Source organism: Acinetobacter lwoffii (assembly GCF_052078135.1).
Taxonomy (GTDB): Bacteria; Pseudomonadota; Gammaproteobacteria; order Pseudomonadales; family Moraxellaceae; genus Acinetobacter; species Acinetobacter lwoffii_Z.
This window is the reverse complement of sequence record NZ_JBQGUZ010000002.1, coordinates 146,660-170,829: the sequence shown is the minus strand read 5'-3', so window position 1 is coordinate 170,829 and position 24,170 is coordinate 146,660. Positions and strand designations below refer to the sequence as shown.

26 protein-coding genes are annotated in these 24,170 nt (G+C 44.8%); 17 read left to right on the top strand and 9 right to left on the bottom strand.

Features of this window, described 5'->3' with window-relative positions:
* Positions 1–4: 4 nt before the first annotated feature.
* Both ACTL4S_RS02050 and ACTL4S_RS02045 read left to right on the top strand, forming a co-directional pair.
* Positions 5–1,156: an ABC transporter permease gene (locus tag ACTL4S_RS02050; protein WP_224216812.1), complete on the top strand. Its 1,152-nt coding sequence runs from the start codon at positions 5–7 to the stop codon at positions 1,154–1,156.
* A 10-nt stretch (positions 1,157–1,166) separates the two neighbouring features.
* Positions 1,167–2,903, top strand: coding sequence for an ABC transporter ATP-binding protein (locus ACTL4S_RS02045; protein ID WP_441298652.1), 1,737 nt, complete (start codon positions 1,167–1,169; stop codon positions 2,901–2,903).
* A 54-nt stretch (positions 2,904–2,957) separates the two neighbouring features.
* On the opposite strand, the gene rluB is transcribed toward ACTL4S_RS02045, so the two are convergent.
* Genes rluB through ACTL4S_RS02030 form a run of 3 tightly spaced genes read right to left on the bottom strand, consistent with a single transcriptional unit; the run spans position 2,958 to position 5,433 of the window.
* The gene (gene rluB / locus ACTL4S_RS02040) at positions 2,958–4,010 is read right to left on the bottom strand and encodes a 23S rRNA pseudouridine(2605) synthase RluB (RefSeq protein WP_441298651.1); all 1,053 of its coding nucleotides are present in this window, start codon (positions 4,008–4,010) and stop codon (positions 2,958–2,960) included.
* A 41-nt stretch (positions 4,011–4,051) separates the two neighbouring features.
* A complete protein-coding gene (scpB, locus tag ACTL4S_RS02035) occupies positions 4,052–4,642 on the bottom strand; it encodes an SMC-Scp complex subunit ScpB (RefSeq protein WP_441298650.1) in 591 nt (196 codons plus the stop codon).
* Positions 4,639–5,433: a segregation and condensation protein A gene (locus ACTL4S_RS02030; RefSeq protein WP_441298649.1), complete on the bottom strand. Its 795-nt coding sequence runs from the start codon at positions 5,431–5,433 to the stop codon at positions 4,639–4,641. Before ACTL4S_RS02030 ends, scpB begins: the two co-directional genes overlap by 4 nt.
* A 504-nt stretch (positions 5,434–5,937) precedes the next feature.
* On the opposite strand from ACTL4S_RS02030, the gene ACTL4S_RS02025 reads away from it, so the two are divergent.
* Positions 5,938–6,417, top strand: a complete 480-nt coding sequence (locus tag ACTL4S_RS02025) for a hypothetical protein (RefSeq protein ID WP_441298648.1) — start codon at positions 5,938–5,940, stop codon at positions 6,415–6,417.
* Between the two features lie 81 nt (positions 6,418–6,498).
* On the opposite strand, the gene ACTL4S_RS02020 is transcribed toward ACTL4S_RS02025, so the two are convergent.
* The 3 genes from ACTL4S_RS02020 to ACTL4S_RS02010 form a co-directional block, all read right to left on the bottom strand.
* The gene (locus ACTL4S_RS02020; RefSeq protein ID WP_311204299.1) at positions 6,499–6,783 is read right to left on the bottom strand and encodes a hypothetical protein; all 285 of its coding nucleotides are present in this window, start codon (positions 6,781–6,783) and stop codon (positions 6,499–6,501) included.
* A gap of 46 nt (positions 6,784–6,829) precedes the next feature.
* Positions 6,830–7,447: an L-threonylcarbamoyladenylate synthase gene (locus tag ACTL4S_RS02015; RefSeq protein ID WP_004646095.1), complete on the bottom strand. Its 618-nt coding sequence runs from the start codon at positions 7,445–7,447 to the stop codon at positions 6,830–6,832.
* 87 nt (positions 7,448–7,534) lie between these two features.
* Positions 7,535–8,197 carry an elongation factor P hydroxylase gene (locus ACTL4S_RS02010; RefSeq protein ID WP_004646097.1) on the bottom strand — a complete coding sequence of 221 codons (663 nt, stop codon included), beginning with the start codon at positions 8,195–8,197 and terminating at the stop codon, positions 7,535–7,537.
* Positions 8,198–8,294: 97 nt separating this feature from the next.
* On the opposite strand from ACTL4S_RS02010, the gene ACTL4S_RS02005 reads away from it, so the two are divergent.
* From ACTL4S_RS02005 to lysM, 6 genes are all read left to right on the top strand, one after another.
* Entirely contained in the window at positions 8,295–8,852 is a 558-nt protein-coding gene (locus ACTL4S_RS02005; protein ID WP_004279226.1) for a YceD family protein, read from the top strand.
* A gap of 77 nt (positions 8,853–8,929) precedes the next feature.
* Positions 8,930–9,112 (top strand): 50S ribosomal protein L32, encoded by a 183-nt coding sequence (gene rpmF, locus ACTL4S_RS02000; RefSeq protein ID WP_004279227.1) that lies wholly within the window; start codon positions 8,930–8,932, stop codon positions 9,110–9,112.
* Positions 9,113–9,335: 223 nt separating this feature from the next.
* Complete coding sequence (gene fabD / locus ACTL4S_RS01995; protein ID WP_005247127.1) at positions 9,336–10,322, top strand: ACP S-malonyltransferase; 987 nt, start codon at positions 9,336–9,338, stop codon at positions 10,320–10,322.
* Positions 10,319–11,053, top strand: coding sequence for a 3-oxoacyl-ACP reductase FabG (gene fabG / locus ACTL4S_RS01990; protein WP_441298647.1), 735 nt, complete (start codon positions 10,319–10,321; stop codon positions 11,051–11,053). Before fabD ends, fabG begins: the two co-directional genes overlap by 4 nt.
* Positions 11,054–11,136: 83 nt before the next feature.
* Positions 11,137–11,373, top strand: coding sequence for an acyl carrier protein (gene acpP / locus ACTL4S_RS01985; protein ID WP_004646101.1), 237 nt, complete (start codon positions 11,137–11,139; stop codon positions 11,371–11,373).
* 185 nt (positions 11,374–11,558) lie between these two features.
* Entirely contained in the window at positions 11,559–12,053 is a 495-nt protein-coding gene (gene lysM / locus ACTL4S_RS01980) for a peptidoglycan-binding protein LysM (RefSeq protein WP_004279231.1), read from the top strand.
* An 87-nt stretch (positions 12,054–12,140) separates the two neighbouring features.
* Here the strand turns inward: lysM and ACTL4S_RS01975 are convergent, their stop codons facing one another.
* The gene (locus ACTL4S_RS01975) at positions 12,141–12,608 is read right to left on the bottom strand and encodes an Lrp/AsnC ligand binding domain-containing protein (protein ID WP_004646102.1); all 468 of its coding nucleotides are present in this window, start codon (positions 12,606–12,608) and stop codon (positions 12,141–12,143) included.
* A 140-nt stretch (positions 12,609–12,748) separates the two neighbouring features.
* Between ACTL4S_RS01975 and ACTL4S_RS01970 the strand changes: the two genes are divergently transcribed.
* From ACTL4S_RS01970 to ACTL4S_RS01955, 4 genes are all read left to right on the top strand, one after another.
* Positions 12,749–14,008, top strand: a complete 1,260-nt coding sequence (locus ACTL4S_RS01970) for a D-amino acid dehydrogenase (protein ID WP_441298646.1) — start codon at positions 12,749–12,751, stop codon at positions 14,006–14,008.
* Positions 14,009–14,042: 34 nt separating this feature from the next.
* Positions 14,043–15,155 carry an alanine racemase gene (alr, locus tag ACTL4S_RS01965; RefSeq protein WP_441298645.1) on the top strand — a complete coding sequence of 371 codons (1,113 nt, stop codon included), beginning with the start codon at positions 14,043–14,045 and terminating at the stop codon, positions 15,153–15,155.
* Between the two features lie 48 nt (positions 15,156–15,203).
* Entirely contained in the window at positions 15,204–15,569 is a 366-nt protein-coding gene (locus ACTL4S_RS01960; protein WP_213686932.1) for a RidA family protein, read from the top strand.
* 169 nt (positions 15,570–15,738) lie between these two features.
* Positions 15,739–17,166, top strand: coding sequence for an amino acid permease (locus ACTL4S_RS01955; protein ID WP_441298644.1), 1,428 nt, complete (start codon positions 15,739–15,741; stop codon positions 17,164–17,166).
* 58 nt (positions 17,167–17,224) lie between these two features.
* Here ACTL4S_RS01955 and ACTL4S_RS01950 read toward each other — a convergent pair whose 3' ends face one another.
* Both ACTL4S_RS01950 and ACTL4S_RS01945 read right to left on the bottom strand, forming a co-directional pair.
* Entirely contained in the window at positions 17,225–17,677 is a 453-nt protein-coding gene (locus ACTL4S_RS01950) for a CopD family protein (protein ID WP_004279237.1), read from the bottom strand.
* 23 nt (positions 17,678–17,700) lie between these two features.
* Positions 17,701–18,930, bottom strand: a complete 1,230-nt coding sequence (locus tag ACTL4S_RS01945; RefSeq protein WP_441298643.1) for a beta-ketoacyl synthase N-terminal-like domain-containing protein — start codon at positions 18,928–18,930, stop codon at positions 17,701–17,703.
* Between the two features lie 272 nt (positions 18,931–19,202).
* Between ACTL4S_RS01945 and ACTL4S_RS01940 the strand changes: the two genes are divergently transcribed.
* The 4 genes from ACTL4S_RS01940 (at position 19,203) to fusA (ending at position 24,133) form a co-directional block, all read left to right on the top strand.
* A complete protein-coding gene (locus tag ACTL4S_RS01940) occupies positions 19,203–20,687 on the top strand; it encodes an EcsC family protein (RefSeq protein ID WP_441298642.1) in 1,485 nt (494 codons plus the stop codon).
* Positions 20,688–20,843: 156 nt separating this feature from the next.
* Complete coding sequence (gene rpsL, locus ACTL4S_RS01935; RefSeq protein WP_002050319.1) at positions 20,844–21,218, top strand: 30S ribosomal protein S12; 375 nt, start codon at positions 20,844–20,846, stop codon at positions 21,216–21,218.
* A gap of 180 nt (positions 21,219–21,398) precedes the next feature.
* The gene (gene rpsG, locus ACTL4S_RS01930) at positions 21,399–21,869 is read left to right on the top strand and encodes a 30S ribosomal protein S7 (RefSeq protein ID WP_004279240.1); all 471 of its coding nucleotides are present in this window, start codon (positions 21,399–21,401) and stop codon (positions 21,867–21,869) included.
* Positions 21,870–21,997: 128 nt separating this feature from the next.
* Positions 21,998–24,133, top strand: a complete 2,136-nt coding sequence (fusA, locus tag ACTL4S_RS01925; RefSeq protein ID WP_004646111.1) for an elongation factor G — start codon at positions 21,998–22,000, stop codon at positions 24,131–24,133.
* Positions 24,134–24,170 lie beyond the last annotated feature (37 nt).

Sequence of the window (24,170 nt, the reverse complement as noted above, 5' to 3'; positions counted from 1 at the left end):
AATTATGCTGAGTGCGATATTTAAAAAAGAACAAGCGGCTGAAGCAGCACCTGAATCGGCTTCAACAGGATTATGGCAACTGGCCATGCGCCGTTTGAAACGTGACCGGATTGCCATGTTTTCCCTGTATGTGGTGCTGTTTTATCTGCTGCTGCTGGTACTGTCAATGAGCGGCCTAATTGCCAAAGACTGGAATAAAGAAGTGGCGGTCAGCTATGCACCGCCGAGTTTTATCAGTGCAGCGCCAGTTCCGGTTGCATCCGATCCAAAGCAGGGCGCAGAATCTGTGCCTCTACCGGTCAATCCAGTTGATCCCTTAAAAGATGTCATTGCTGAATTGAATGCTGAAATTGCTGCTGAGCAGGGTGCTGGTGCAGGCATCGATTATTATGGAGTGGTCGATCCGCTGGCAGAAGACATGAAGGCCATTAATCAGGAACTCGGTGGCCAGCTGATGGATGAAAGTGGGGAACTCAAGCAAAGTCTGGTCTTCGGTGCAGATAAATGGGGACAGGATGTTTTACAGAAAACCATCAAGGGGGCTGAAACCTCGATTCTGGTTGGATTGATTGCAGCCTTTGTCGCTGTACTGATTGGGACTGCACTGGGTGCAATAGCAGGGTATTTTGGTGGTTGGGTCGATGATGTCCTCAACTGGTTTTATAATATCTTTACCTCAATTCCCTATCTGTTGCTGGTTTTGGCCATTGCCGCAGTGTTACAGCAGAAAGGTATTTTATCAATCATCCTGATTTTAGGTCTGACTGGCTGGACCGGGGTCTTCCGTTTGGTTCGTGCCGAATACATGAAACATACGGCACGTGAATATGTGCTGGCTGCCAAGGCGATTGGCGTGAGTAATATGCGTCGTATGTTTGTGCATATTTTTCCCAATGTCAGCCATATTGCCCTGGTACAGATGTCTATTCTGGTGGTGGCATTTATCAAGTCCGAAGTCATTTTGAGCTTCCTTGGTTTCGGTGTGCCTATCGGGGTAGTGTCATGGGGCAGTATGCTAAATGAAGCGCAAAGCGAGTTGATTTTGGGTAAATGGTGGCAACTGGCGGCAGCCTCAATCGCCATGGCGGTATTGGTGACTGCATTCTCGATGTTTACCGATGCACTCCGTGATGCATTAGATCCAAAACTGAAATAGGAGCGCAACGATGTCTGAAATCAATCCAAGCACAGCACCTGCGCTACTTCGCGTAGAAAATCTGCGAGTCAGTTTTAAAGGTGAAAATAAAGAATATATTGAAACCGTAAAAGGAGTTTCTTTCGAGATTCCGGCCAATACCACGGTTGCACTGGTAGGCGAATCGGGGAGTGGCAAGTCGGTCACTTCCCTGGCCACTATGGGCCTGCTTCCGGCAGAAAGCGCACGTATTTCAGAAGATAGCCAGATCATCTTTGAAGGGAAAAACCTGCTCAAGCTTAAAACCCGTGAAATGCGCCAGATGTGCGGCAAAGACATTGCCATGATTTTTCAGGAGCCAATGTCTTCGCTAAATCCGGTATTTACGGTAGGCATGCAGATTGCAGAAATCCTGCAACTACATTTGGGCATGAATAAAAAACAGGCGCGGCAACGTACCCTGGAACTGCTCAAAGAAGTAGGGATCCCTGCGCCAGAAACTAAAATTGATGCCTATCCGGGGCAGCTTTCCGGTGGACAGCAGCAACGCGTCATGATTGCCATGGCCATTGCTTGTGAACCTAAACTGTTGATTGCAGATGAACCGACCACAGCCCTGGATGTGACTATTCAGAAGCAGATTCTGGACTTGCTGGAATCGCTGCGTCAGCGTCGCCAGATGTCGATGCTGTTTATTACCCATGATCTGGCATTGGTTGGTGAAATTGCCGATCAGGTGATTGTGATGCGCCATGGGGAAATCCGTGAACAGGGTCCGGTTCGGGAGGTGCTGGATCGGCCTCAGGATATGTATACCAAAGCCTTGTTACACTGCCGTCCACAATTGTCGCAACGTCCGTTACGTTTGCCGATGATCAGCGATTTTATGAAACAGGATGGTTCAACCTGGCTGGAAGATATCCGTCTGAATATTCAGCTTCCGCAACGTTCACGTGGACTAAAGGGTGGAGAGGAAATTATTCTGGATGTACGGGATCTGAAGAAATCTTTTTATAGTCGTAAAGGACTGTTTGGCAAAGATGAATTTCAGGCAGTAAAAGGAGTTTCTTTCCAGCTGGCCAAAGGAAAAACCTTGGGGCTGGTCGGGGAGTCCGGTTCGGGTAAAACCACCATCGGTTTATTACTGATGCGTCTGCAACAGGCTACAGGTGGTAAGGCACTGTTTCAGGGGCGGGATATTCTGGATATGTCGGAACAGGAATTTACCCAGTATCAACGTAAAATCCAGATCATTTTTCAGAATCCCTATGCTTCGCTGAATCCACGTTTTACTGTTGGACAAATCCTGATGGAACCGATGCAGATTCACAAGATTGGTCAGGATGATGCCGAACGCAAACAAATGGCTTTAGACTTGTTGGAGAGGGTCAGCTTGCCTGCACAGGCTTTTTATCGTTATCCGCATGAGTTTTCTGGTGGTCAACGCCAGCGGATTGCGATTGCACGTTGTCTGACTTTAAAACCTGAAATTTTAATCTGTGATGAATCGGTTTCGGCGCTGGATGTATCAGTACAGGCGCAAGTGCTGAATTTACTGCAAGATTTACAGGATGAATTTGGTCTGAGCTATATCTTTATTTCACATGATTTGTCGGTAGTGAAATATATTTCAGATCAGATCATGGTGCTGAATCATGGTGAATTGGTGGAAATCGCCAATTCAGATGAATTGTATCAATCTCCACAGCATGAATATACCAAGCGTTTAATCGGTGCTATCCCGCAAGGGATTCCACAAAGTGCCTGATGCATAAGGCATAAAAAAGTCAGGCAATGTGCCTGACTTTTTTATTTATCTTAATTAAAACTTTTTAAAGCCTTTGTTGACGCCATATGGACGGCGCGGCACATTTTCATCACGCTCTTCACGGCGGCCGAAACCTTGATCAGGACGGTTTTCACGACGTACAAACTGAGTGCCATTCTGGTTTTCAGCTCTGTCACGACGACCATAAGCATTGTCATCACGACGCTCACGGCCAGTATTATTTTGTGGTTGCTCATCACTGTCACGACGTTGCTGACGCAAGAAACCGCCACGGCGTGCAGCCATCGGCTTGTCCTGCATACGTTCATTACGGCGTTTCGCCATACCAAACAAACCAGTACCTTGACGTGGTTTCAATTCCACAGCTTTGGTCAGGTTGTCGATATCGTTTTTATCCAGTTCAATCCAGCGACCGGTACGCAGTTCGCGTGGCAAAATCACAGTACCATAACGGGTACGCAGTAGACGGCTGACTTTCAGGCCTTGTGATTCAAAGATACGACGTACTTCACGGTTACGACCTTCTTTTACTACCACCTGGAACCAACGGTTGATCCCGTCACCACCGAGTTCAGAGAAAGATTCGAATTTTGCCGGACCATCGTCTAGCACCACGCCTTTGAGCATGTTGTTACGAATTTGTGGTGTAACTTCACCCATGACACGAACTGCATATTCACGTTCGATTTCATTCGATGGGTGCATCAAGCGATTCGCAAGTTCACCATCATTTGTGAATAAAAGTAGACCCGTCGAGTTAATATCCAGACGACCCACCATTACCCAGCGATCGCCCGGAATAGCAGGCAGCTGTTCAAATACAGTCGGACGGTTTTCAGGATCGCTACGTGAGCAGATCTCGCCTTCAGGCTTGTAGTAAATAATGACACGACGACGGATTTCGTCTTCAATCTGGAAGGCAACTTTACGACCATCGATGCGAAGCTCATCACCTGGTTCGATTCGTTCACCCACTTGGGCAATTTGCCCGTTGACACTTACACGACCCGCGGCAATGACTTCTTCCATATAACGGCGAGAACCCAAACCAACGCGTGCAAGCACCTTTTGCAACTTTTCACTCATGACAGCATAACCTTAGAAATAATTATCAACAGTTCACCTATTTATGACTTCGGTGCATTCGCATCGAGGGCCATAAAAGCTTCCTTGGCATCCTGCAGGGGAGGCAATTGGCCCAAACTATTCAGGCCAAACGCATTTAAAAATTGTGGCGTTGTCATTAACAACGCAGGTCTTCCAGGGAGTTCACGAAATCCGGACTCTTTAATCCAGTTCCAGTCAAACAGCGTACGCAGGTTTTGACTGTTATTCGTAACACCACGAATCTGTTCAATATCCGCTCGAGTCACTGGCTGGTGATAAGCAATCACTGCAAGCGTCTCCAGTAATGAAGGCGACAAGCGAGCCGGTCGCTCAGGCCAGGTCTGTGCAATAATATTACGATATTTTGCACGCACTTGAAAACGATAACCTTGTGCTGTTTCAATCAGTTCGATTGAACGGCCATGCATCAGCATGGAAAGTTGTTGTAAATACTGACGTAATTCCTGCTTGCTATAGCGATCTTGAAAAGCTTCTTTCAGACGAGCCAATGAAACCGCAGAGTCGCTGGCAAAAATAATGGCTTCAAGCTGCATTAATACTTCATGCAGATTATCTTCTGCAGATAACAGCGTATTTTGATTGAGTGTCATTGACTGGCTCCTTGAATTGCGAGCGGGGCTTCAATACCTGTAGCAATAATCTGAATTTTTTGTTGTCGGGTCAGTTCCAGTACCGCCATAAAGGTCACCACCATACCCATACGGCCTTGGCTCGGTTTTAACAAGTCCTTAAAGCTGAGTATTGCGCCAGTTTCAATACAACTTTCAATATAGGCAATCCGTTCTTCCAGCAGTACCGGTTCCTGTTGCACCTGATGAATCACGGGTTCAGGACGGTTAAATATACAAAGCAAGGCATCACGCAATAAATTGCTTGAATAGCCTTCATTCGGCTGCTGGATGTCTCCCAGACTGACATTGGTTGTGAAAGTGTCACGTTCCAGAATTGGCATTTGGCCCAGACGTTCTGCTGCCTGTTTAATTCTTAAATAATTTTCTAAACGGTCAATCAGTTCTTGTTTTGGATCCTGCTCAATCGCAACCAGGCTTTTCGGTTTCGGTAACAGCAAACGTGATTTGAGATCTGCCAGTAAGGCTGCCATCACCATATAGTCGGCCGTCAGCTCGATGTTCAGGGATTTCATCGCGTCCATATAAGACAAATACTGCGCTGCAATCGGCGCGATATCGACCTGTAACAGATCAAAACCGTTTTTTTGAATCAGGTAAATTAAAAAGTCGAGTGGGCCTTCAAAATGTTCTAATAAGATTTCAAATGCCGCTGGAGGAATGTACAGATCCTCTGGAATTGTATCCTGCCATTCATCCAGAACCCGAATGTGCGGAGCAGATTCCATAGTGTTATGGATAATTTGAGTCATTACAATTATAGGCCACGCGAATTTTCAAAGGCATGCAAAGGCTTGATTTTCGGTATCTGATCGAAAGAAAAGCACAAGATTAAGCGTTGTCATTGTACTGGAAAAGTAACTTTAAATAAATTAAATAAGCCGTCAAAGCCATAAAAACTTAAAAAAATAATGGAATTTATCTACGATTTAAAAATAGCAATGAGAAAAACGGCAGAACAGGGCGGGAAATGCAGCGGTGATTTTCACGTTAAATTGGCTCTCATAATTAAGCCTATCTGGTAGATGATGCCAGTTGATTCACTTAAAAAACTCGATCAATAAAGTTATTCTCATCAAAAGAAGAAATAATCTAGCTGGCAGATATTGAATGATTTTCAAACGGATTTTCCATTAAAAAACATAAAATTAATAAGTATTAATAAAATATTTCCCTATAATTTTTGGTCAAAAATCCCGCTATACTCTCGAAAAATAGTCAAGAATCACAAAAATCAATAAAAAGGTGAAGAAAGCATGCCACTTATTCTGGTTGTTATTGGGATGATCGCATTCGGGGGATTTTGGGCTTATCCCAAATATCAGATTATGCAGCTTGAAGATGAAGCACGCACAGGGCTGAAATCAGGCGGATTTTCAGCTTTTGCGGAACAGGCCCGACCTGTCATGCAGGCCATGAAAATGGATTTTAGTGTGCTGGATCAATATCCCAATATCCGTTTTTACATGCGGCATATGGCCTATGAGGGCGACCAGCTGGATGAGCGGGTTAAACTGGATATGCAAGCTATGTCTTGTGAGTCAATCAATTCCTTTAAAGTCATGGAACCCAAGGCACGCACAGCGATGTTGAATGTACTGGAAGAAGATCAGATTATTTTTCATGTGTATCTGAAAAATAAACTGGGTCAAGAGCTCATGCATCATGAACAGAAGCTATCGCAATGTCCAAATTTCATTGCGGTTCGTCATTATGAGCGTAGTTCAGATTCCTAAACTGTTTTTGCCAGCCACTGCATTTATGCCGAATTGAAAAGAATAGAATTGCAACCTCTCACCATATGCTGTTTTAGATTTTCATGGTGAGGAATGACTGTATTCCTTGATCGCAAATTCAATGATACGTTGGCAAGTTTCTGCCAGGCATACATTTTGGTTTGAATAGATCTGCAACAACTGTCTCACTAGAGCCAACGTCAGGAAAAATTGGTACTCAGTATGATCAATATTTATAGTGAGATGGGGAGAAGGATGTGCTTCGACCATGACTGCCTTGGATTGCAGTGTCCAAGGCAGTTCTGCATAGATCAAATCCTGTACAGAAAATTCATGCTGATTTAGGAGCAAGTAAAATAAATCCATTTATTCTGACTCCCTCAATGTTTATGGGGAAATTCTCAGACCTCATTTATTCAAAGGCGCTGACATCTCCCATACCACGACGAATCACTTCTGGATGATCACCGGATAAATCTACAATAGAGGTCGTGCTCAAGGTGCCTAAACCGCTATCTACAAAAACATCAATGCGTTTGCCTAGTTGCATTTCAATATCATAAGGATCATCGAGTGGGTCAGTCTGACCCGGTAAAATCAGGGTAGAGGTCAACAACGGTTCACCGAGTTCTTTCAGTAACATCTGACACACCGGATTATTCGGAATGCGTAGACCAATGGTTTTCTTTTTAGGATGCATCAAACGACGTGGAACTTCGCTGGTCGCAGGTAAAATAAAGGTGGTGATGGCCGGTGTATTATTTTTCAGCAAACGGTACATGGCATTGTCCACCTTGGCATAAGTGGCAATATCGGACAAATCACAGCACAGAATCGCATATTGATGCTTTGGGCCCAGACCACGAATTTGCGCAATCCGCTCCATGGCACTCTTGTTCCCAATCTGGCAACCAATCGCATAGGCAGCATCAGTGGGATAGACCACCACATCACCCGCACGGATACGTTCCACTGCCTGACTGATTAAGCGGGGTTGCGGATTGTCTGGGTGTACGCGTAAATGCAGCATAGAGACTACTCCAAGCTTGGGCTGATGGCTTATTATGTGGCGCTCAGGCAAGACCTGGCAATCATAAAAAAGGTAGATTTGTGTAATTTAATCAAGCATTTCACGTATAAATTCATCAGATTGTAAACTTTTGCCACCTCTGATGTAGATACAGATACATTGGATAAAGCGCGCTGCATCACGTGGAAGTTTGGCTGTACCATTAAAATAAGCCTGTACTTGAGCGTAGACATTATCTTTAAAGCTGGCGCCATCACCGCCGTCGCCAGTCAGATTGTCCAAAGAAACCCGGAATTTACGGCCAAAAGCCTGGGCAAACATCCATTCAATTGCCTGTGGCTTGATTTCGACCTGTTCAAACAAAGCCTGCTGTTCGCGGGTACGGCCATCCGGTGCATACCAGTAACCCAGATCAGGTAGCAGGCGGCGTTTGTCTCCGGCAATGGTCCAGTGGCTGATTTCATGCAGAGCACTATTAAAGAAACCATGCGCAAACTGGATCCGGGCAGGACAGTCTACGCTGGCAGGGAAATATTCTGGTTCAAATTCGCCGCGCACTAAAGTGACATTTAAATGGGAAAACCAGTGATTAAAGTGTAAGATGAGCCAGTCCACTTGCTGCGCTTCTGACGATAAATTCGCCCATGGCGAGAGTTGCACTTGTTGTGTTGAACTGTCAGAATCAAGGCTTGGAATTGTGCTAACGAGTGATGAAACATTCACTTCTGTTTGCGGCTGCAACAGATGCATGACTTGAGTTACCCAAATGGTCTGTCGAAATAAGTACAAAATTGTATCTTAATCTTTGACAGAGTACTGATGAATTTGTAGAATTGCCGCCTTAATTATGTCAGCAAATACCTTTCCGGCACAGATTGAGCCGTTTAAATGGGCTGAACAGGGCTTTAAATGGTCAGGTCAACTGCCTTTATCCCGCTTTGTTCGTATCGCTCGTGAAGCTGTTGGATCAATTGATGATCAATTGATTAACATAGACTGTAAGCTATCAATGGATGCCTATCATCGTATTGCATGGCTAGATGGTCACGTTGAAACAAAAGTTCCTATGGAATGCCAGCGTTGTCTGGAAACTGTAGAAATTGAGCTGGTTTCATCGTTCCATTTGGCACTTGTGGATGATGAGTCACTGATAGAGCGCTTGGATGAGGATGCTGATTTCATCGTCCTAGGTGAAAGTGAAGCAACGACCAAAGGTGATTATGATGCACCTGCGACCGCTGATTTACTCGCGCTGATAGAAGATGAACTGTTATTGTTGATGCCGTTGTCGCCTAAACATGAGTTTTGTGAACATAAGCATCAACCTGCCGTAGAAGAAGTGGCTGAAGAAAAACGGGACAACCCGTTTGAAGTTTTGGCTGCTTTGAAGGGTAAACTTAACTAATTTTTGTGTTATACTCTTGTGTATAAGACAATCGAATTTGTTCTGATCCATTTTTTCGATCTTTGTAAGGAGCCATCATGGCCGTTCAGCAAAACCGTAAAAGTCGCTCTCGCCGTGACATGCGCCGTTCACATGACGCTTTAACCGAGAATGCATTAACTGTAGACCAAGCTACTGGCGAGACTCACCGTCGTCACCACGTATCTAAAGATGGTATCTACCGTGGTCGTCAATTATTCGCTAAAGCATCTGCTGAATAATTGGTGATGTATTAAGCGTCAAGCTTAGTAGAAAAAATGGGAGCATTTAGCTCCCTTTTTTTTGTTTTTGATTTTTAGGTGTATCGGTTTTTTGTTGTATTTGGCAATTACCGCCAGCAAAATTACATGCTAAATTGCGCTCCACAATGATTTAGGTGGTCTTATTGGTCAGTCTTCTTGTTAGGATTGAAGAAGCACACCTCTTGAATGAAAGGATTTTATTATGTCTGCTACACCACTCGAACAAGCAGCGCCAGCAACAAAAACTGCATTTGTGTTTCCGGGTCAGGGTTCACAAAAGGCCGGTATGCTGGCTGAGCTTGCAGAACAGTTTGCAAGTATTCGCGAGACATTTGCAGAAGCATCTGAAGCCGTCGGTTTTGATCTGTGGCAGATTGCGCAAAGTGGCGAAGGGCTGGATCAAACCGAATTTACCCAGCCGGTATTGCTGACTGCAAGTATTGCCTTATGGCGCGTGTGGTTGGAATCTGGCGGTGTAGCACCGAAATATCTGGCAGGCCATTCACTGGGTGAATATAGCGCACTGGTCGCATCGGGTGCTTTAAGCCTAGGTGATGCTGCGAAGCTGGTGAACCTGCGCGGTAAACTGATGCAGACGGCTGTACCTCAGGGTGTCGGTGCAATGGCTGCCATTTTGGGTCTGGATGATGCCAAAGTGATTGAGCTGTGTGCACAGGCCACGGCAGCAGGTGAAGGTTCTGTTGAAGCGGCAAACTACAATGCCCAAGGGCAGGTAGTTGTTGCGGGTAATAAAGATCGCGTTGAAGCAGTGATGGCATTGGCCAAAGAAAACGGCGCAAAAGCCATTGCATTGCCAGTATCGGTTCCATCGCATTGTTCATTGATGAAACCTGCGGCTGAGCAGTTTGCTCCGGCATTGGAACAAACCGCCATTGAGCTGCCACGCATTCCTGTATTACAAAATGTGGGCGCGCAAGCGGCAACCAGTGTAGATGAATTGCGTCAGGCGTTGACCGCGCAACTTTATGAGTCAGTACAATGGACTAAAACTTTACAATTCCTTCAAGATGAAGGTGTTGAGTACATCGTAGAATGTGGTCCGGGTAATGTATTGACCAACTTGGCGAAACGCTTGCCGAATATTCAAAAAGCACTTCCACTGGACAGTCAATCCCGTCTGGAAGATGCATTAAATACCGTATTGGCGGCAGAAGGGAAAAGTGCATGACACAGGAACGTAAAGTTGCTCTGGTAACAGGTGCAAGTCGTGGTATTGGTGCTGCGATCGCACAGCAGTTGATTCAAGACGGCTATTTTGTCGTAGGTACTGCAACGTCTGAAGCAGGTGCGGAAAAATTATCTGCACAGTTTGCTGATAATGGCGCTGGAAAAGTACTCGACGTACGTGATGGTGCTGCGATTGATGCGCTGGTAACGGACATCGAACAGAACTATGGTCCAGTCCTTGCGTTGGTCAATAATGCGGGTATTACCAAAGACAATTTGCTGCTGCGTATGTCTGAAGATGACTGGGATGATATTTTAAATATTCACCTGAAAGCAGTTTACCGTTTGTCTAAGCGTGTACTCAAAGGCATGACCAAGGCGCGTTTCGGTCGCATCATCAACATCAGTTCTGTGGTGGCACACTTTGCCAACCCGGGCCAGGCCAACTATTCTGCTGCCAAAGCAGGTATTGAAGCATTTAGCCGTAGCCTTGCCAAAGAAATGGGTAGCCGTCAGATTGCCGTAAACTCGGTAGCACCAGGTTTTATTGCGACTGAAATGACTGAGCAGTTAAGCGAAGAAACTCGTAAAAAAATGACTGAACAGGTGGCGTTAAACCGTTTAGGTGATCCGCAGGATATCGCAAATGCCGTAAGTTTCCTGGCTTCAGATAAAGCCAGTTACATTACTGGTACAGTTATGCATGTAAATGGGGGCTTATACATGAGCTAAGCTCAAGTATAAACTTTCCAAATTTTTTAGATTCAATTAAACTAACGGCATTAAAAACGCCACAAGCAATGAGGAGAATTCCTGTGAGCGATATCGAACAACGTGTTAAGCAAGCAGTTGCAGAACAACTTGGTATCAAAATCGAAGAGATTAAAAACGAAGCGTCTTTCATGGATGACTTAGGTGCAGATTCTCTAGATCTAGTTGAACTTGTTATGTCTTTCGAAAATGATTTCGACATCACGATTCCTGATGAAGATTCTAACGAAATCACAACTGTTCAATCTGCAATTGACTACGTTTCTAAGAAACTAGGTTAATCGCCGATTTCAGCTTTGCTGAACATAAAAACCACCCTCGAGGTGGTTTTTTTGTGTCTGCCTTTCACATGAATGGAGGTTTTACAATCCATTACCTTTCTATCACCAATGACTAACTATCTTTATAGAGTTTTCATTATAAAAATAAGAGTGATGTGACATTAACAACAAGAATGGAGTCCGCTATGGGTCTTTTTGATTTTGTAAAAGGTATCGGTAAGAAGAATACAGCTGCTGCGGAACCACAGGCTGCACCTACAACGACAACGCCGGCTGCAGCACAACCTGCAGAGCCCTCTGCTCAGGAAGTGGCAAATAAATTACTCGGCCATGTGAAAAGTCTGGGCCTTCCGATCACTGGCTTATCCATTAGTTATAATTCCGCTTCGGATCTGGCGACGGTCAGAGGTCAGGTACAAAGCCAGGCCGATCGTGAAAAGATTGTTTTGGCCGTGGGTAATATTGATCATGTGGCCAAAGTGGATGATCAGCTTACGGTAAGCAGTCCTGAGCCGGAAAGTAAGTTCTACACGGTGAAATCAGGTGACAGTCTGTCAAAAATCTCAAAAGAATTTTATGGTGATGCCAATCAGTATAATAAGATTTTTGAAGCTAATCGTCCCTTGCTCAAAGATGCAGATGATATTTTCCCGGGACAGGTACTCCGCATTCCTGCTTAAGGTTTAATAAGTTCAATCAATGTTCGATCTCAAAGCCCCGTTTGGGGCTTTGTTGTTTTTGCCCGTAGCTTTAAAAAGCCATCATTACTAAATACCCAAGTCCAGATATAAACTTTCTTTAACTTCTTCCATCACCACATAACTGTGCGAGGAGGCAGAAGCGGGCAGTTTTTTCAGTAAATCTCCCAACAAACGGCGATAAGCACTCATTTCCTTTAAGCGCGCTTTGACCAGATAATCAAAATCACCGGAAATTAAATGGCATTCCAGAACTTCCGGAATTTCAGTCAGATTACGTGCCACCTGATCAAAGACATCTCCTGATTTGGCGGAGAGCTTGATTTCCAGAAAAACCAGCAGGTTGCGCTCCAGCATTTCCGGATTTAAACGGGCGTAATAGCCCATGATGATGCCTTCGCGCTCCAGCCGTTTTACCCGTTCTGAACAGGGCGTGGTCGATAGATTGACGCGTGCTGCAAGTTCGCTAATGGCAATCCGGCCATCGCGTTGCAGGATATCCAGAATCATGCGGTCAATGCGGTCTAATTTGCGCATTAATATTTCCCTCTTTTTTTTAATTCTGCCCGAAAAAATATTTATTTCACTGAATATACAGTCTGAATATAGTGAATTTAACTATTAAAGCAAAAATATACTAGTGAAATAAACTGAAAAGATGTTTGAGGGTTAAGGTAATGCGCGTATTAGTTTTGGGTAGTGGTGTGATTGGTGTGGCAAGCGCTTACTATCTGGCGCAGCAGGGAGCAACCGTGACTGTGCTGGATCGTCAGGCAGGTCCGGCGCAAGAAACCAGCTTCGGTAATGCTGGGCAGATTTCTCCAGGATACTCGACCCCTTGGGCCGCACCAGGTATTCCGTTTAAGGCAGTCAAATGGATGTTTCAGCATCATGCACCGTTGGCGATTAATGTCGATGGCAGCTTGTGGCAATTGCAGTGGATGGCACAAATGCTGAAAAACTGTAATGCCCAGCATTATGCAGTCAATAAAGAACGGATGGTGCGTGTGGCTGAATACAGCCGTGACTGTTTGCGTAATTTGCGCCGGGATATTGGCATCTCTTATGAGAACCGCGCGAAAGGTACTTTGCAGATTTTCCGTAAAGATACGCAGCTGGATGCGGTTCAGCGCGATATCGAGGTTCTGAAAGAAACTGGAGTTGAATTTGAACTGTTGGACCGCGATGGGCTGGCGCGTGTAGAACCAGCATTGGCACAGGCAAAAGACAAACTGGTGGGTGGTCTGCATTTACCGAATGATGAAACAGGTGACTGCTATCTGTTTACCAATGCCCTAGCAGAACATGCCAAAGGGATGGGTGTAGAGTTCAAGTTCAATCAAAACGTTGAAAAACTGATTGTAGAAGGTGATCAGATCAAAGGTGTTCTGGTGAATGGTCAGGTGCTCACGGCAGATAAATATGTGCTGGCCTTTGGTAGTTATTCACGTGATTTCCTTAAACCGCTTGAACTGAATTTACCGGTATATCCGGTGAAAGGTTATTCATTGACCATTCCTATTCTAGATTCAGCCTTCGCTCCGCAATCTACCGTGCTGGATGAAACCTATAAAATTGCGATTACCCGTTTTGACCAGCGTATTCGCGTCGGTGGTATGGCAGAACTGAGTGGTTTTAACCTGGGTCTGAATGAAGATCGTCGCGGCACGCTGGAAATGGTGACCCGTGATTTATTCCCAGGGGGTGACATGAATCAGGCCAGCTTCTGGACAGGCCTGCGTCCAATGACCCCGGACAGTACGCCAATTATTGGAAAAACCCGTTTTAAAAATCTGTTCCTGAATACCGGACATGGCACGCTGGGCTGGACCATGGCTTGTGGTTCAGGAAAATTAATCAGCGATCTGGTCTTGGCCCGTGATCCTGAAATCAGCACCGAAGGTCTGTCATTGGCGCGCTATCACCAAGCGGCCTAAGGCCATCTGAGGCGGAATATTCAAGGAGGAATGTATGCCACGTCCCATTACTGCGATCATTCATCAACAGGCGCTTGCGCATAATTTAAGTGTGGCGCGCCAATGTATGCCCAATAGTCAGGTATTTGCCGTGGTCAAGGCCAATGCCTATGGGCACGGGATTGAACGTGTCTATGCTGGACTTGAAGGTGCAGACGGTTTTGCCTTTCTGGATATTGAAGAGGGCGCGCGGCTACGTGCGCTGGGATGCAAGAAGCCGCTAATGTTGCTCGAAGGTATTTTCGCTTTTGAGGATTTATTTGCATGTGTGAAGCATGAAATGAGCTTTGCCATTCATTCCCGACATCAAGTGCAATGGCTGAAACAGTTTGCCAAAATAGCGCCGGATGCACAGTTTGATGTGTATTTGAAAATGAACAGCGGCATGAACCGTCTGGGTTTCGAGCCGCAGCAATATGCAGAGATCTGGCAGGAACTGCATCAGCTGAATAATGTGCGTTCAATCACGCATATGACCCATTTCTCCGATGCGGATGGTCAGCGTTTTGGGCAGGACGGAATTCAGCATCAAAACCTGATTTTTAGCCAGACCATTCAGGGACTTGAGGGTAAAACCTCACTCAGCAATAGTGCAGCCATTCTGCGGCATCATCAAACCCTTCATTCCGATATTGTACGTAGCGGCATCATGCTGTATGGCAGTTCACCAGATTATCCAACACACACGATTCAAGACTGGAATCTGCAACCGAGCATGAGCTTACGCAGTGAAATTATCGCCATTCAAATGATCCAGTCAGGTCAGAGCATTGGCTATGGTTCCAAATTTATTGCCACGCAGGAAATGCGGATCGGGATTGTGGCCTGTGGTTATGCGGATGGTTATCAACGACTATCGACAACCGGTACGCCTGTGCTGGTCGATTCAATGAAAACGCACACATTGGGTCGAATCAGTATGGATATGCTGGCCGTAGATCTGACTGCACTGCCGCAGGCGAATGTGGGGAGTGAAGTGGTACTTTGGGGGCAATCTTCCCAAGGTGTAATTCTGCCGATTGATGAAGTGGCGGCCAGTTCAGGCACCATTGGCTATGAGTTGATGTGTGCGGTGACCGCTCGGGTGAATTTCCAGATTGACGCTTAAATTTTTAATTTAAATTTTATTGAAACATCCCAAACAAGGAAGATCAGCATGACACAGGACAATACAGCCATTCAGCGACTCAACAGCAATCAAATCATGAGTGCGGTGACGATTCATCATCAAACTGTCTATCTATCAGGTCAGGTGCCGAATAGCACGGATCTGGATGTACGCGGACAAACACTGGAAGTCTTTGCAAAAATTGAGGAATTGCTCGCATTGGCAAATACCGATAAAAGCCAGCTGCTTTCTGCACAATTATTTGTCAAGCATCTAGATGATTTTGCTACCGTAAACCAGCTTTGGGTGGAATGGTTACGAGGTCATGGTACGCCGGCACGTGCTACGATTCAGGCAGATTTGGTCAATCCGGACTGGCTGATTGAAATTGCAGTTATTGCAGCTCAAGCTTAATTGAATTTTTGATATTGAAATCTCCCATGCAATGATTTAAGTCGTTTTAGTGCAGTAAATCTCACTGAACAGCGCAGTAAAAAGTATGAAAATGTCATAATAAGCGTTCGAGGACTGAACGTTGTAAATTCAGCTTGATGCTGTTGTAAAGATTAAAAAGGATGTAAAAATGAAAACCACCCCGGGCACAGAAGACGTAAAATCGTCGCCGCATGAGTTGCAACGAAAACTCTCTAACCGACATTTGCAGTTAATCGCCATTGGTGGCTGTATCGGTACCGGCCTGTTTATGGGATCGGGAAAAACCATCTCCCTGGCAGGTCCTTCAATTTTGATCATTTATATGATCATTGGTGGCATGTTCTTCTTCCTGATGCGTGCGTTGGGTGAAATGCTGCTGTCCAATCTGCATTACAAATCCTTTATTGATATGGCCCATGACCTGATCGGGCCGGGTGCTGGCTATTATATTGGTTGGTCATACTGGCTGGGTTGGGTGCTGGTAGGGATTGCCGATCTCGCGGCGATTATTAACTACTTGAGTTTCTGGCTGCCCGAAGGCATGGCTTTTACCCCGATGGGGCAGGCGATGATTAGTGTGGGTTGTGTGCTGTTTATTCTCGCGATTAACCTGGTGACGGTCAAACTGTTTGGTGAGATTGAATTCTGGTTTGCACTAATCAAGATTTTAGCCATCCTTGGTTTGATCTTTGTCGGTGGTTATATGGTGTTTAGCGGCTTTCAGGCACCGAGTGGCGCCGTCGCCAGCTTTAGTAATGTCTGGGCACATGGTGGTTTATTTCCCAAAGGCTTTACCGGTTTTCTGGCAGGTTTCCAGATTGCCATGTTTGCCTTTGTGGGGGTGGAACTGCTCGGCACCATGGCGGCAGAAACCAAAGATCCGGAAAAGAACTTACCCAAAGCAGTTAATGCCATTCCTACGCGGATCATTCTGTTCTATGTATTGTCATTGCTGATGATCATGTCGGTCACACCGTGGCATCTGATTCCTGCGGATCAAAGTCCATTTGTAAGTTTATTTCTGTATGCCGGTATTCCAACTTCAGCGATTATCATGAACCTGGTGGTATTGTCGTCAGTGATGTCCTCTATGAACAGTGGCGTATTCTCGACCAGTCGTATGTTGTTTGGTCTGGCACGTGATGGACAGGCGCCTCAAGCTTTAGCGCGGTTATCTAGTCGGGCAGTACCAGCCACAGGGTTGTTTTTCTCCTGTGCTTTTATTATGTTGGGGGCAGCATTTCAGTATTTTGTACCAAACACCATGGAAGCTTTTACTCTGGCAAGTTCGCTGTGTGTGATCCTGTTTATTAGTATCTGGAGCATCATTATGGTGTGCTACATCCGTTACCGTAAGCAGCAACCGCAAAAGTATGCCGCCTCGACCTTTAAAATGCCGGGTGGAGTGTGGATGTCTTATGTGGTATTGGCATTCCTGTTATTCGCCTTGATTATTTTAAGTCTGGAACCCGATACCTTAAAGGCTCTGATGATCAGTCCTTTATGGTTAATTATTCTGGCAGTGACCTATCGTTTGCTGTATAAGCCGCGTATGCGTCAGCGTGGTAATCCTTAAATATTCAGACATAAAAAAATCCCCGACTGATCGGGGATTTTTTTATTGTGCAGGTGAATTAGAAAGTAGGTTTAACTACGACTAAAATCACCACTGCAAATAAGATCAGGGTTGGCATCTCATTAAAATAACGCCAAAACTTGTGTGACTTGTAATGTGCATTATCAATCAGCTTCTTGCGGTAATAACCACACACCAGATGGTAAATCACCAATAAGCCGACCAGGCCGACTTTAAGGTAAAACCATAAGGCTTCATGATAGTGACGCGTTGCATCACCCCAATCCACCAGAAAGTGCGCTGTAATCAAGGTAGCCAGCATGGCTGGCCACATGATGCCACGGTACAGCTTGCGTTCCATGACTTCAAAGCGTTGATGACTGACGGCATCTTCGCTCATGGCATGATAAACATATAACCGTGGCAAGTAGAACAAAGCCGCGAACCAGCAAACCACCGCAATAATATGTAATGCTTTTACCCACAAGAAAGCATCAGAAGGAGCATCCATCAAGTCACCCTAAATTGGGCAGCTTAGCCTTCCCACTTTTTGAAAATGAGACAAGCATTTACGCCGCCGAAACCGAAACTGTTACTCATCACAGTATTCAATTTTGCGTCACGTTTTTCAAGCACGATATCAAACGGTTTCGCGCCTTCATCCAGCTCGGTCACGTTGATGTTTGGCGCAATAAAGTCATTTTGCATCATCAGAACTGAATAAATCGCTTCCTGAACACCAGCAGCACCCAGACTGTGACCTGTCATTGACTTGGTTGAGCTGAGTGGAGGAACCTGACCTTCACCAAAAGCACGTTCCATTGCTTTAAGTTCTGTGATGTCACCCGCTGGAGTAGAAGTACCATGCGTATTTACATAGTCAATTTTATTGACACCGTGTTGTTTTGCTTCTTCTAAAGCCATTAGTACGCAACGCGTTGCACCTTCACCAGATGGTGCAACCATGTCGGCACCATCCGAGTTGGCTGCATAGCCTACGACTTCGGCAAGAATGTTGGCACCACGCGCTTGCGCATGTTCCAAAGACTCAAGAATCACGAAACCACCACCACCGGCAATCACGAAACCGTCACGGTCTGCAGAATAAGGGCGTGATGCTGTTTCAGGGCTGTCATTGTATTTAGAGCAAAGTGCGCCCATCGCATCAAACAACAAGCTTTGTGACCAGTGATCTTCTTCACCGCCACCCGCCAGCATCAAATCTTGTTTACCGAGTTGAATCAGGTTGTAAGCATAACCAATCGCATCGGCAGAGGTTGCACATGCACTGGTAATGGTATGTGCCACGCCTTGTAATTTGAATGCAACGCCAACGTTAGCCGTAATGGTGTTGGTCATATTACGTGGTACAAAGAAAGGACCGACTTTACGTGCACCTTTGGTTTGCAATAATTCGTTCATTTCAATAACGGAAGCAGTTGAACCGCCACCTGAACCACCCGCAATACCATAGCGTGGGTTGCCAGCTAGATCTTCAACTTTTAAACCTGCATGTTCAACTGCAGCAAGGGCTGAGTTATATGCATACATCGCACATACGCCCATAAAGCGTTTCAGTTTTCGGTCGATCCCGTCGAAATCCTGCTCGGCTGCAGCACTAACATGACTTTTGAAATTGAGTTCAGCATAAGTCGGATTAAAACGTGTTCCTGAAATCCCGTTTTGTAAAGAATGGTTTACATCCTCTAATGTATTACCAATACATGAGTTAATACCCATGCCAGTGATGACAACACGTTTCATCTACAGATCCTTATAGTTTGCTCTATGCTCAGCGCAGATATCTGGGTTTTAAAATCGCCCAATCCAGCGCTTAGCCTTATTTCATGATGGGGAACATGATAGCAGAAAGACTTTTGAAATCTTATGGCAAATGTTATGCCGTGTGACAGTCGGTTGAGTTTGTGAGTCGGCGTGTAGGGGTTTTACTAAATGAAACAGAATAAAGTTGAGATAAACGCTGACTACACCTAGTATTTATACCAAATACAAGCACATGAATGCTGAGGTAAAAAATGGTAAATGCTAATAATAAACAATCTAATGGTCTGATTTCGAATGCCTTTGGAGTGGCGAAAAAGTTCAGTTCAACCGGATTGGATTTATTGAATCATGTTGCGCCCGATTCGGTGACTAAAGCGCTGAAGCCTTCCAGCTCCGATCAGGTAATTGACGGTTCGGCGAAGACGAAAAGCGCTTTTTCAGCTAAAAAATATGATAATCCTCAGCAAATGCTTCGTGAGCATCTTCCAAATGTGTCTCGTCAACTTCTCGGGCGCCGCTTTAATACCGTGAATAATGTCGCGCATTTTGTTTCTCCAGACTTAACCGAAAAAGTGTCTAACTACTTTTATGAGCGTCTGAATCAATTTAGTAATCAAACCAGTTCGGTTGATGCCATTCTGAATGAAGCTGGAGCGAAAGATTTAGAAGAATTGACTCAGGACGTCGACCGATCCAAGCGAATTTCACAGGCTTTAGGTGAACAAAACAAATGGATTGCGACGGTTCAGGGTGCAGTGAGTGGTGCTTCAGGGGTGCTTGGCACCGCGATTGATATTCCCGCTTCTTTACTGATGGCGTTGCGTACCATTTATCAAGTCGGTCGCTCTTATGGTTTTGACCTGAGCAAAGAAGATGATCAGGAAATCGTCCAGCATATCTTTAGACAGATCGACCTGAGCCTGATTGCAGAAAAGCAAACCTTGTTATTGGGTTTAAAAGCGTTAAGTAATACCCTTAAAACTCATGATATCTCCCAGCTACAAGCCATGCTAGGTTCTGATAATGATGTCAGCGCTATCAAACAATGGCTAAGTCGTCATGAGGGAGAGGCTAAATGGGAATGGATGAATCATCTGCCAAAAATTTCGATTCTGGAGCGATTAACCAAACTAACGCCTCTGGCAAGTGCAGGTATTGGTGCAGTATATAGCCACCGTTTTGTCGAGGATGTAAATCAGAAAGCTCAAGAAGCATTCTCACATGCACGCCAATACCTAGTTCAGCATCAGGATTCGCAATTGTCTCCTTATGCTGCCTATGAAAAAGCAGTCAGTTTGTTACAACAGGCAACTCCGAAACTCCTAAATGGTGCCTCTCACGACGTTGAGCCTGCGAAAGATAAGCCGATCATGGATAAAGATATTGCGATTGAGGGCAATAACACGATTACCCAAGTCAAGCTGGTCAAAAAAGAGCAGAATGATCTAAGCTCTGAAGAAGCAGAAGTGAAGAAAGATGAAAAGGTGAGTGAAGGGCTGGAAGCGCTTAACGATGAGTTGGTTGAACCTACGGTAGATAAGCAGTCGCAACAACCCGCTTTAACCAAAACTTCATTTGATCCGGAAATCGAAGCTGAACTGCATCCAGAAGCTGCTGACGAGGCAGAAGCTGCTACAGAGACTTCACAGCAGGGCGTAGACGATCAAGAAAATTCGAAAACTGAATCTGAAGCTCAAGATGTGACTAAAAAAGTCAGTAAAAATTCAAAAAAATAAGCGAATTTTGAAGGTAAATAAAAGCAGGCAAATGTCGTGAGAAACGGTATTTGCTTGGCTTGAGTAGGTTGACCAATTTTGCATCTTGAATTACAATTGCATGCCCTCAAAAAGTAGTAGTTTTTTGGGGCTTTTTATTAACGGGAGAATTGCCAAATGGCAACAACAAATCAGTTGATCCGCAAGGGTCGTACGACTTTAGTTGAAAAATCTAAAGTTCCTGCGTTGAAGGCTTGTCCACAGCGCCGTGGTGTTTGTACACGTGTTTACACAACTACACCTAAAAAACCTAACTCAGCAATGCGTAAAGTTTGCCGTGTTCGCTTAACTTCAGGTTTCGAAGTTTCTAGCTACATCGGTGGTGAAGGCCATAACCTACAAGAGCACAGTGTTGTTCTTATCCGTGGTGGTCGTGTTAAAGACTTACCAGGTGTACGTTACCATACCGTTCGTGGTTCTTTAGACTGTGCTGGTGTTAAAGATCGTAACCAGTCTCGTTCTAAATACGGTACTAAACGTCCTAAGAAATAATTCGTTAAGAATTAAATTTTAAGAACGTAGAACCGCAATCCTTTATCGTCTCGCTTGTCTGATTTCTGCATTAATTTTGTGAAAATTCCAAGCGACGTATAGTAAGGCCAGCGAGTAGTACATGACACTTTGTACTCATGCTGGATAAACCTGAAGTGTCATCTTTATAGGTAGTTTAAAATGCCAAGACGTCGCGTAGTCGCTGCTCGTGAAATCCTTCCGGATCCTAAGTTCAGCAGCCAAACAATCGCTAAATTCATGAACCACGTAATGCAAGATGGTAAAAAATCTATTGCTGAAAGTATCGTTTACGGTGCTTTAGACCGCGTTCAAGAAAAATCTAAAGTAGACCCAGTTGAATTTTTCGAGACTACTCTTGAAAAAGTTCGTCCTATGGTCGAAGTAAAAGCACGCCGTGTTGGTGGTGCTACATACCAAGTTCCTATGGAAGTACGCCCATCCCGTCGTACTGCTCTAGCGATGCGTTGGTTAGTAGATGCTGCTGCTAAGCGTTCTGAAAAAACTATGGCTTTACGTCTTGCTGGCGAGTTGCTTGATGCATCTGAAGGCAAAGGCGCTGCGGTTAAGAAACGTGAAGATGTGCACCGTATGGCTGAAGCCAACAAAGCATTCTCTCACTACCGTTTCTAAGCAGATAAAACAGGCCCTATTCAGGAGGGTGATAAGACCGTCATGGTTTTGTCACCAAAGCGCTTTAAGTTGCTATGCAGCTTAAAGCGTCCTGTTTTAAACAACAAAATTTAGGAATGCTAGAAATCATGGCACGTCAAACCCCAATTTCTCGTTATCGTAACATTGGTATTTCTGCGCACATTGATGCGGGTAAAACCACAACTACAGAACGTATTCTGTTCTACACAGGTGTATCTCACAAAATTGGTGAAGTACACGATGGTGCAGCAACAATGGACTGGATGGAGCAAGAGCAAGAACGTGGTATTACCATTACTTCTGCTGCTACGACTACATTCTGGTCAGGTATGTCTAAACAGTTCCCTGAACACCGTATCAACGTAATTGATACACCGGGACACGTTGACTTCACAATTGAAGTTGAACGTTCTATGCGTGTTCTTGATGGTGCGTGTATGGTTTACTGTGCTGTAGGTGGTGTACAACCTCAGTCTGAAACTGTATGGCGTCAAGCGAACAAATACCAAGTGCCTCGTTTAGCATTCGTGAACAAGATGGACCGTACTGGTGCCAACTTCTTCCGTGTTGTTGAACAAATGAAAACACGTTTAGGTGCATCTCCAGTACCTGTAGTAATCCCTGTTGGCGCTGAAGAAAACTTCCAAGGCGTAATCGACTTGATCGAAATGAAAGCGATCATTTGGGACGAAGCTTCACAAGGTATGAAGTTTGAATACGGTGAAATCCCGGCTGAACTTCAAGAAACTGCTGAAGAATGGCGTACAAACATGGTTGAAGCTGCTGCTGAAGCTTCTGAAGAGTTAATGGATGAATACCTGAACAATGGCGATTTGACTAAAGAACAAATCGTTGCTGGTCTACGTGTCCAAACTTTGGCTTGTCAAATTCAACCAATGCTTTGTGGTACAGCATTCAAAAACAAAGGTGTTCAACGTATGTTGGACGCAGTAATTGAATTCTTACCGTCGCCTACAGAAGTTAAAGCGATTGAAGGTGTTCTTGACGATAAGGCTGAAACTAAAGCGATTCGTGAAGCATCTGACGAAGCTCCGTTCTCTGCACTTGCGTTCAAAATCATGAACGACAAATTCGTAGGTAACTTAACTTTCGTACGTGTTTACTCTGGTGTTCTTAAACAAGGTGATTCTGTTTATAACCCAGTTAAATCTAAACGTGAACGTATCGGCCGTATCGTGCAAATGCACGCGAACGATCGTCAAGACGTTGAAGAAATTCGTGCGGGTGATATCGCTGCGTGTGTAGGTCTTAAAGACGTAACTACAGGTGATACACTTTGTGATGAGAAAAATGTCATCACACTTGAGCGTATGGAATTCCCAGAGCCAGTAATTGCATTGGCTGTTGAACCAAAAACTAAAGCTGACCAAGAAAAAATGTCAATTGCTTTAGGTCGTTTGGCTAAGGAAGATCCATCATTCCGCGTTCGTACTGATGAAGAGTCAGGTCAAACAATCATCGCTGGTATGGGTGAACTTCACCTTGACATTATTGTTGACCGTATGAAGCGTGAATTCGGTGTTGAAGCAAACATTGGTAAACCAATGGTTTCTTACCGTGAAACGATCAAAAAGTCAGTTGAGCAAGAAGGTAAATTCGTTCGTCAAACTGGTGGTAAAGGTAAATTTGGTCACGTATACGTACGTTTAGAGCCAATGGATGCTGATGCTGGTAAAGACTACGAGTTCGTTGAAGAAGTTGTTGGTGGTGTAGTTCCTAAAGAATTCTTCGGTGCTGTGGATAAAGGTATCCAAGAGCGTATGAAGAATGGTGTCCTTGCTGGTTACCCAGTTGTAGGCATCAAAGCTACATTGTTTGACGGTTCTTACCACGATGTCGATTCGGACGAATTATCGTTCAAGATGGCTGGTTCTTATGCCTTCCGTGACGGTTTCATGAAAGCAGATCCTGTTCTTCTTGAACCTATCATGAAAGTTGAAGTAGAAACTCCAGAAGACTACATGGGCGATATCATGGGTGACTTAAACCGTCGTCGTGGTATGGTTCAAGGTATGGATGACTTGCCTGGCGGTACTAAAGCAATTAAAGCTGAAGTTCCACTTGCAGAGATGTTTGGTTACGCGACTCAAATGCGTTCTATGTCTCAAGGCCGTGCAACATACTCTATGGAATTTGCTAAATATGCTGAAACTCCACGTAACGTGGCTGAAGGCATCATTTCTAAATTCCAGTCTGGCGGTAAAAAAGGTGACGACGAGTAATCTTTCGATTACTATAAGCCCAAACTAATTCATAGTT

Bases quoted from the DNA above. Each gene is read 5' to 3' on its own strand.
- ACTL4S_RS02050 (WP_224216812.1), top strand. From the start codon at position 5: ATGCTGAGTGCGATATTTAAAAAAGAACAAGCGGCTGAAGCAGCACCT.
- ACTL4S_RS02045 (WP_441298652.1), top strand. From the start codon at position 1,167: ATGTCTGAAATCAATCCAAGCACAGCACCTGCGCTACTTCGCGTAGAA.
- rluB (WP_441298651.1), bottom strand. From the start codon at position 4,010: ATGAGTGAAAAGTTGCAAAAGGTGCTTGCACGCGTTGGTTTGGGTTCT.
- scpB (WP_441298650.1), bottom strand. From the start codon at position 4,642: ATGACACTCAATCAAAATACGCTGTTATCTGCAGAAGATAATCTGCAT.
- ACTL4S_RS02030 (WP_441298649.1), bottom strand. From the start codon at position 5,433: ATGACTCAAATTATCCATAACACTATGGAATCTGCTCCGCACATTCGG.
- ACTL4S_RS02025 (WP_441298648.1), top strand. From the start codon at position 5,938: ATGCCACTTATTCTGGTTGTTATTGGGATGATCGCATTCGGGGGATTT.
- ACTL4S_RS02020 (WP_311204299.1), bottom strand. From the start codon at position 6,783: ATGGATTTATTTTACTTGCTCCTAAATCAGCATGAATTTTCTGTACAG.
- ACTL4S_RS02015 (WP_004646095.1), bottom strand. From the start codon at position 7,447: ATGCTGCATTTACGCGTACACCCAGACAATCCGCAACCCCGCTTAATC.
- ACTL4S_RS02010 (WP_004646097.1), bottom strand. From the start codon at position 8,197: ATGCATCTGTTGCAGCCGCAAACAGAAGTGAATGTTTCATCACTCGTT.
- ACTL4S_RS02005 (WP_004279226.1), top strand. From the start codon at position 8,295: ATGTCAGCAAATACCTTTCCGGCACAGATTGAGCCGTTTAAATGGGCT.
- rpmF (WP_004279227.1), top strand. From the start codon at position 8,930: ATGGCCGTTCAGCAAAACCGTAAAAGTCGCTCTCGCCGTGACATGCGC.
- fabD (WP_005247127.1), top strand. From the start codon at position 9,336: ATGTCTGCTACACCACTCGAACAAGCAGCGCCAGCAACAAAAACTGCA.
- fabG (WP_441298647.1), top strand. From the start codon at position 10,319: ATGACACAGGAACGTAAAGTTGCTCTGGTAACAGGTGCAAGTCGTGGT.
- lysM (WP_004279231.1), top strand. From the start codon at position 11,559: ATGGGTCTTTTTGATTTTGTAAAAGGTATCGGTAAGAAGAATACAGCT.
- ACTL4S_RS01975 (WP_004646102.1), bottom strand. From the start codon at position 12,608: ATGCGCAAATTAGACCGCATTGACCGCATGATTCTGGATATCCTGCAA.
- ACTL4S_RS01970 (WP_441298646.1), top strand. From the start codon at position 12,749: ATGCGCGTATTAGTTTTGGGTAGTGGTGTGATTGGTGTGGCAAGCGCT.
- alr (WP_441298645.1), top strand. From the start codon at position 14,043: ATGCCACGTCCCATTACTGCGATCATTCATCAACAGGCGCTTGCGCAT.
- ACTL4S_RS01960 (WP_213686932.1), top strand. From the start codon at position 15,204: ATGACACAGGACAATACAGCCATTCAGCGACTCAACAGCAATCAAATC.
- ACTL4S_RS01955 (WP_441298644.1), top strand. From the start codon at position 15,739: ATGAAAACCACCCCGGGCACAGAAGACGTAAAATCGTCGCCGCATGAG.
- ACTL4S_RS01950 (WP_004279237.1), bottom strand. From the start codon at position 17,677: ATGGATGCTCCTTCTGATGCTTTCTTGTGGGTAAAAGCATTACATATT.
- ACTL4S_RS01945 (WP_441298643.1), bottom strand. From the start codon at position 18,930: ATGAAACGTGTTGTCATCACTGGCATGGGTATTAACTCATGTATTGGT.
- ACTL4S_RS01940 (WP_441298642.1), top strand. From the start codon at position 19,203: ATGGTAAATGCTAATAATAAACAATCTAATGGTCTGATTTCGAATGCC.
- rpsL (WP_002050319.1), top strand. From the start codon at position 20,844: ATGGCAACAACAAATCAGTTGATCCGCAAGGGTCGTACGACTTTAGTT.
- rpsG (WP_004279240.1), top strand. From the start codon at position 21,399: ATGCCAAGACGTCGCGTAGTCGCTGCTCGTGAAATCCTTCCGGATCCT.
- fusA (WP_004646111.1), top strand. From the start codon at position 21,998: ATGGCACGTCAAACCCCAATTTCTCGTTATCGTAACATTGGTATTTCT.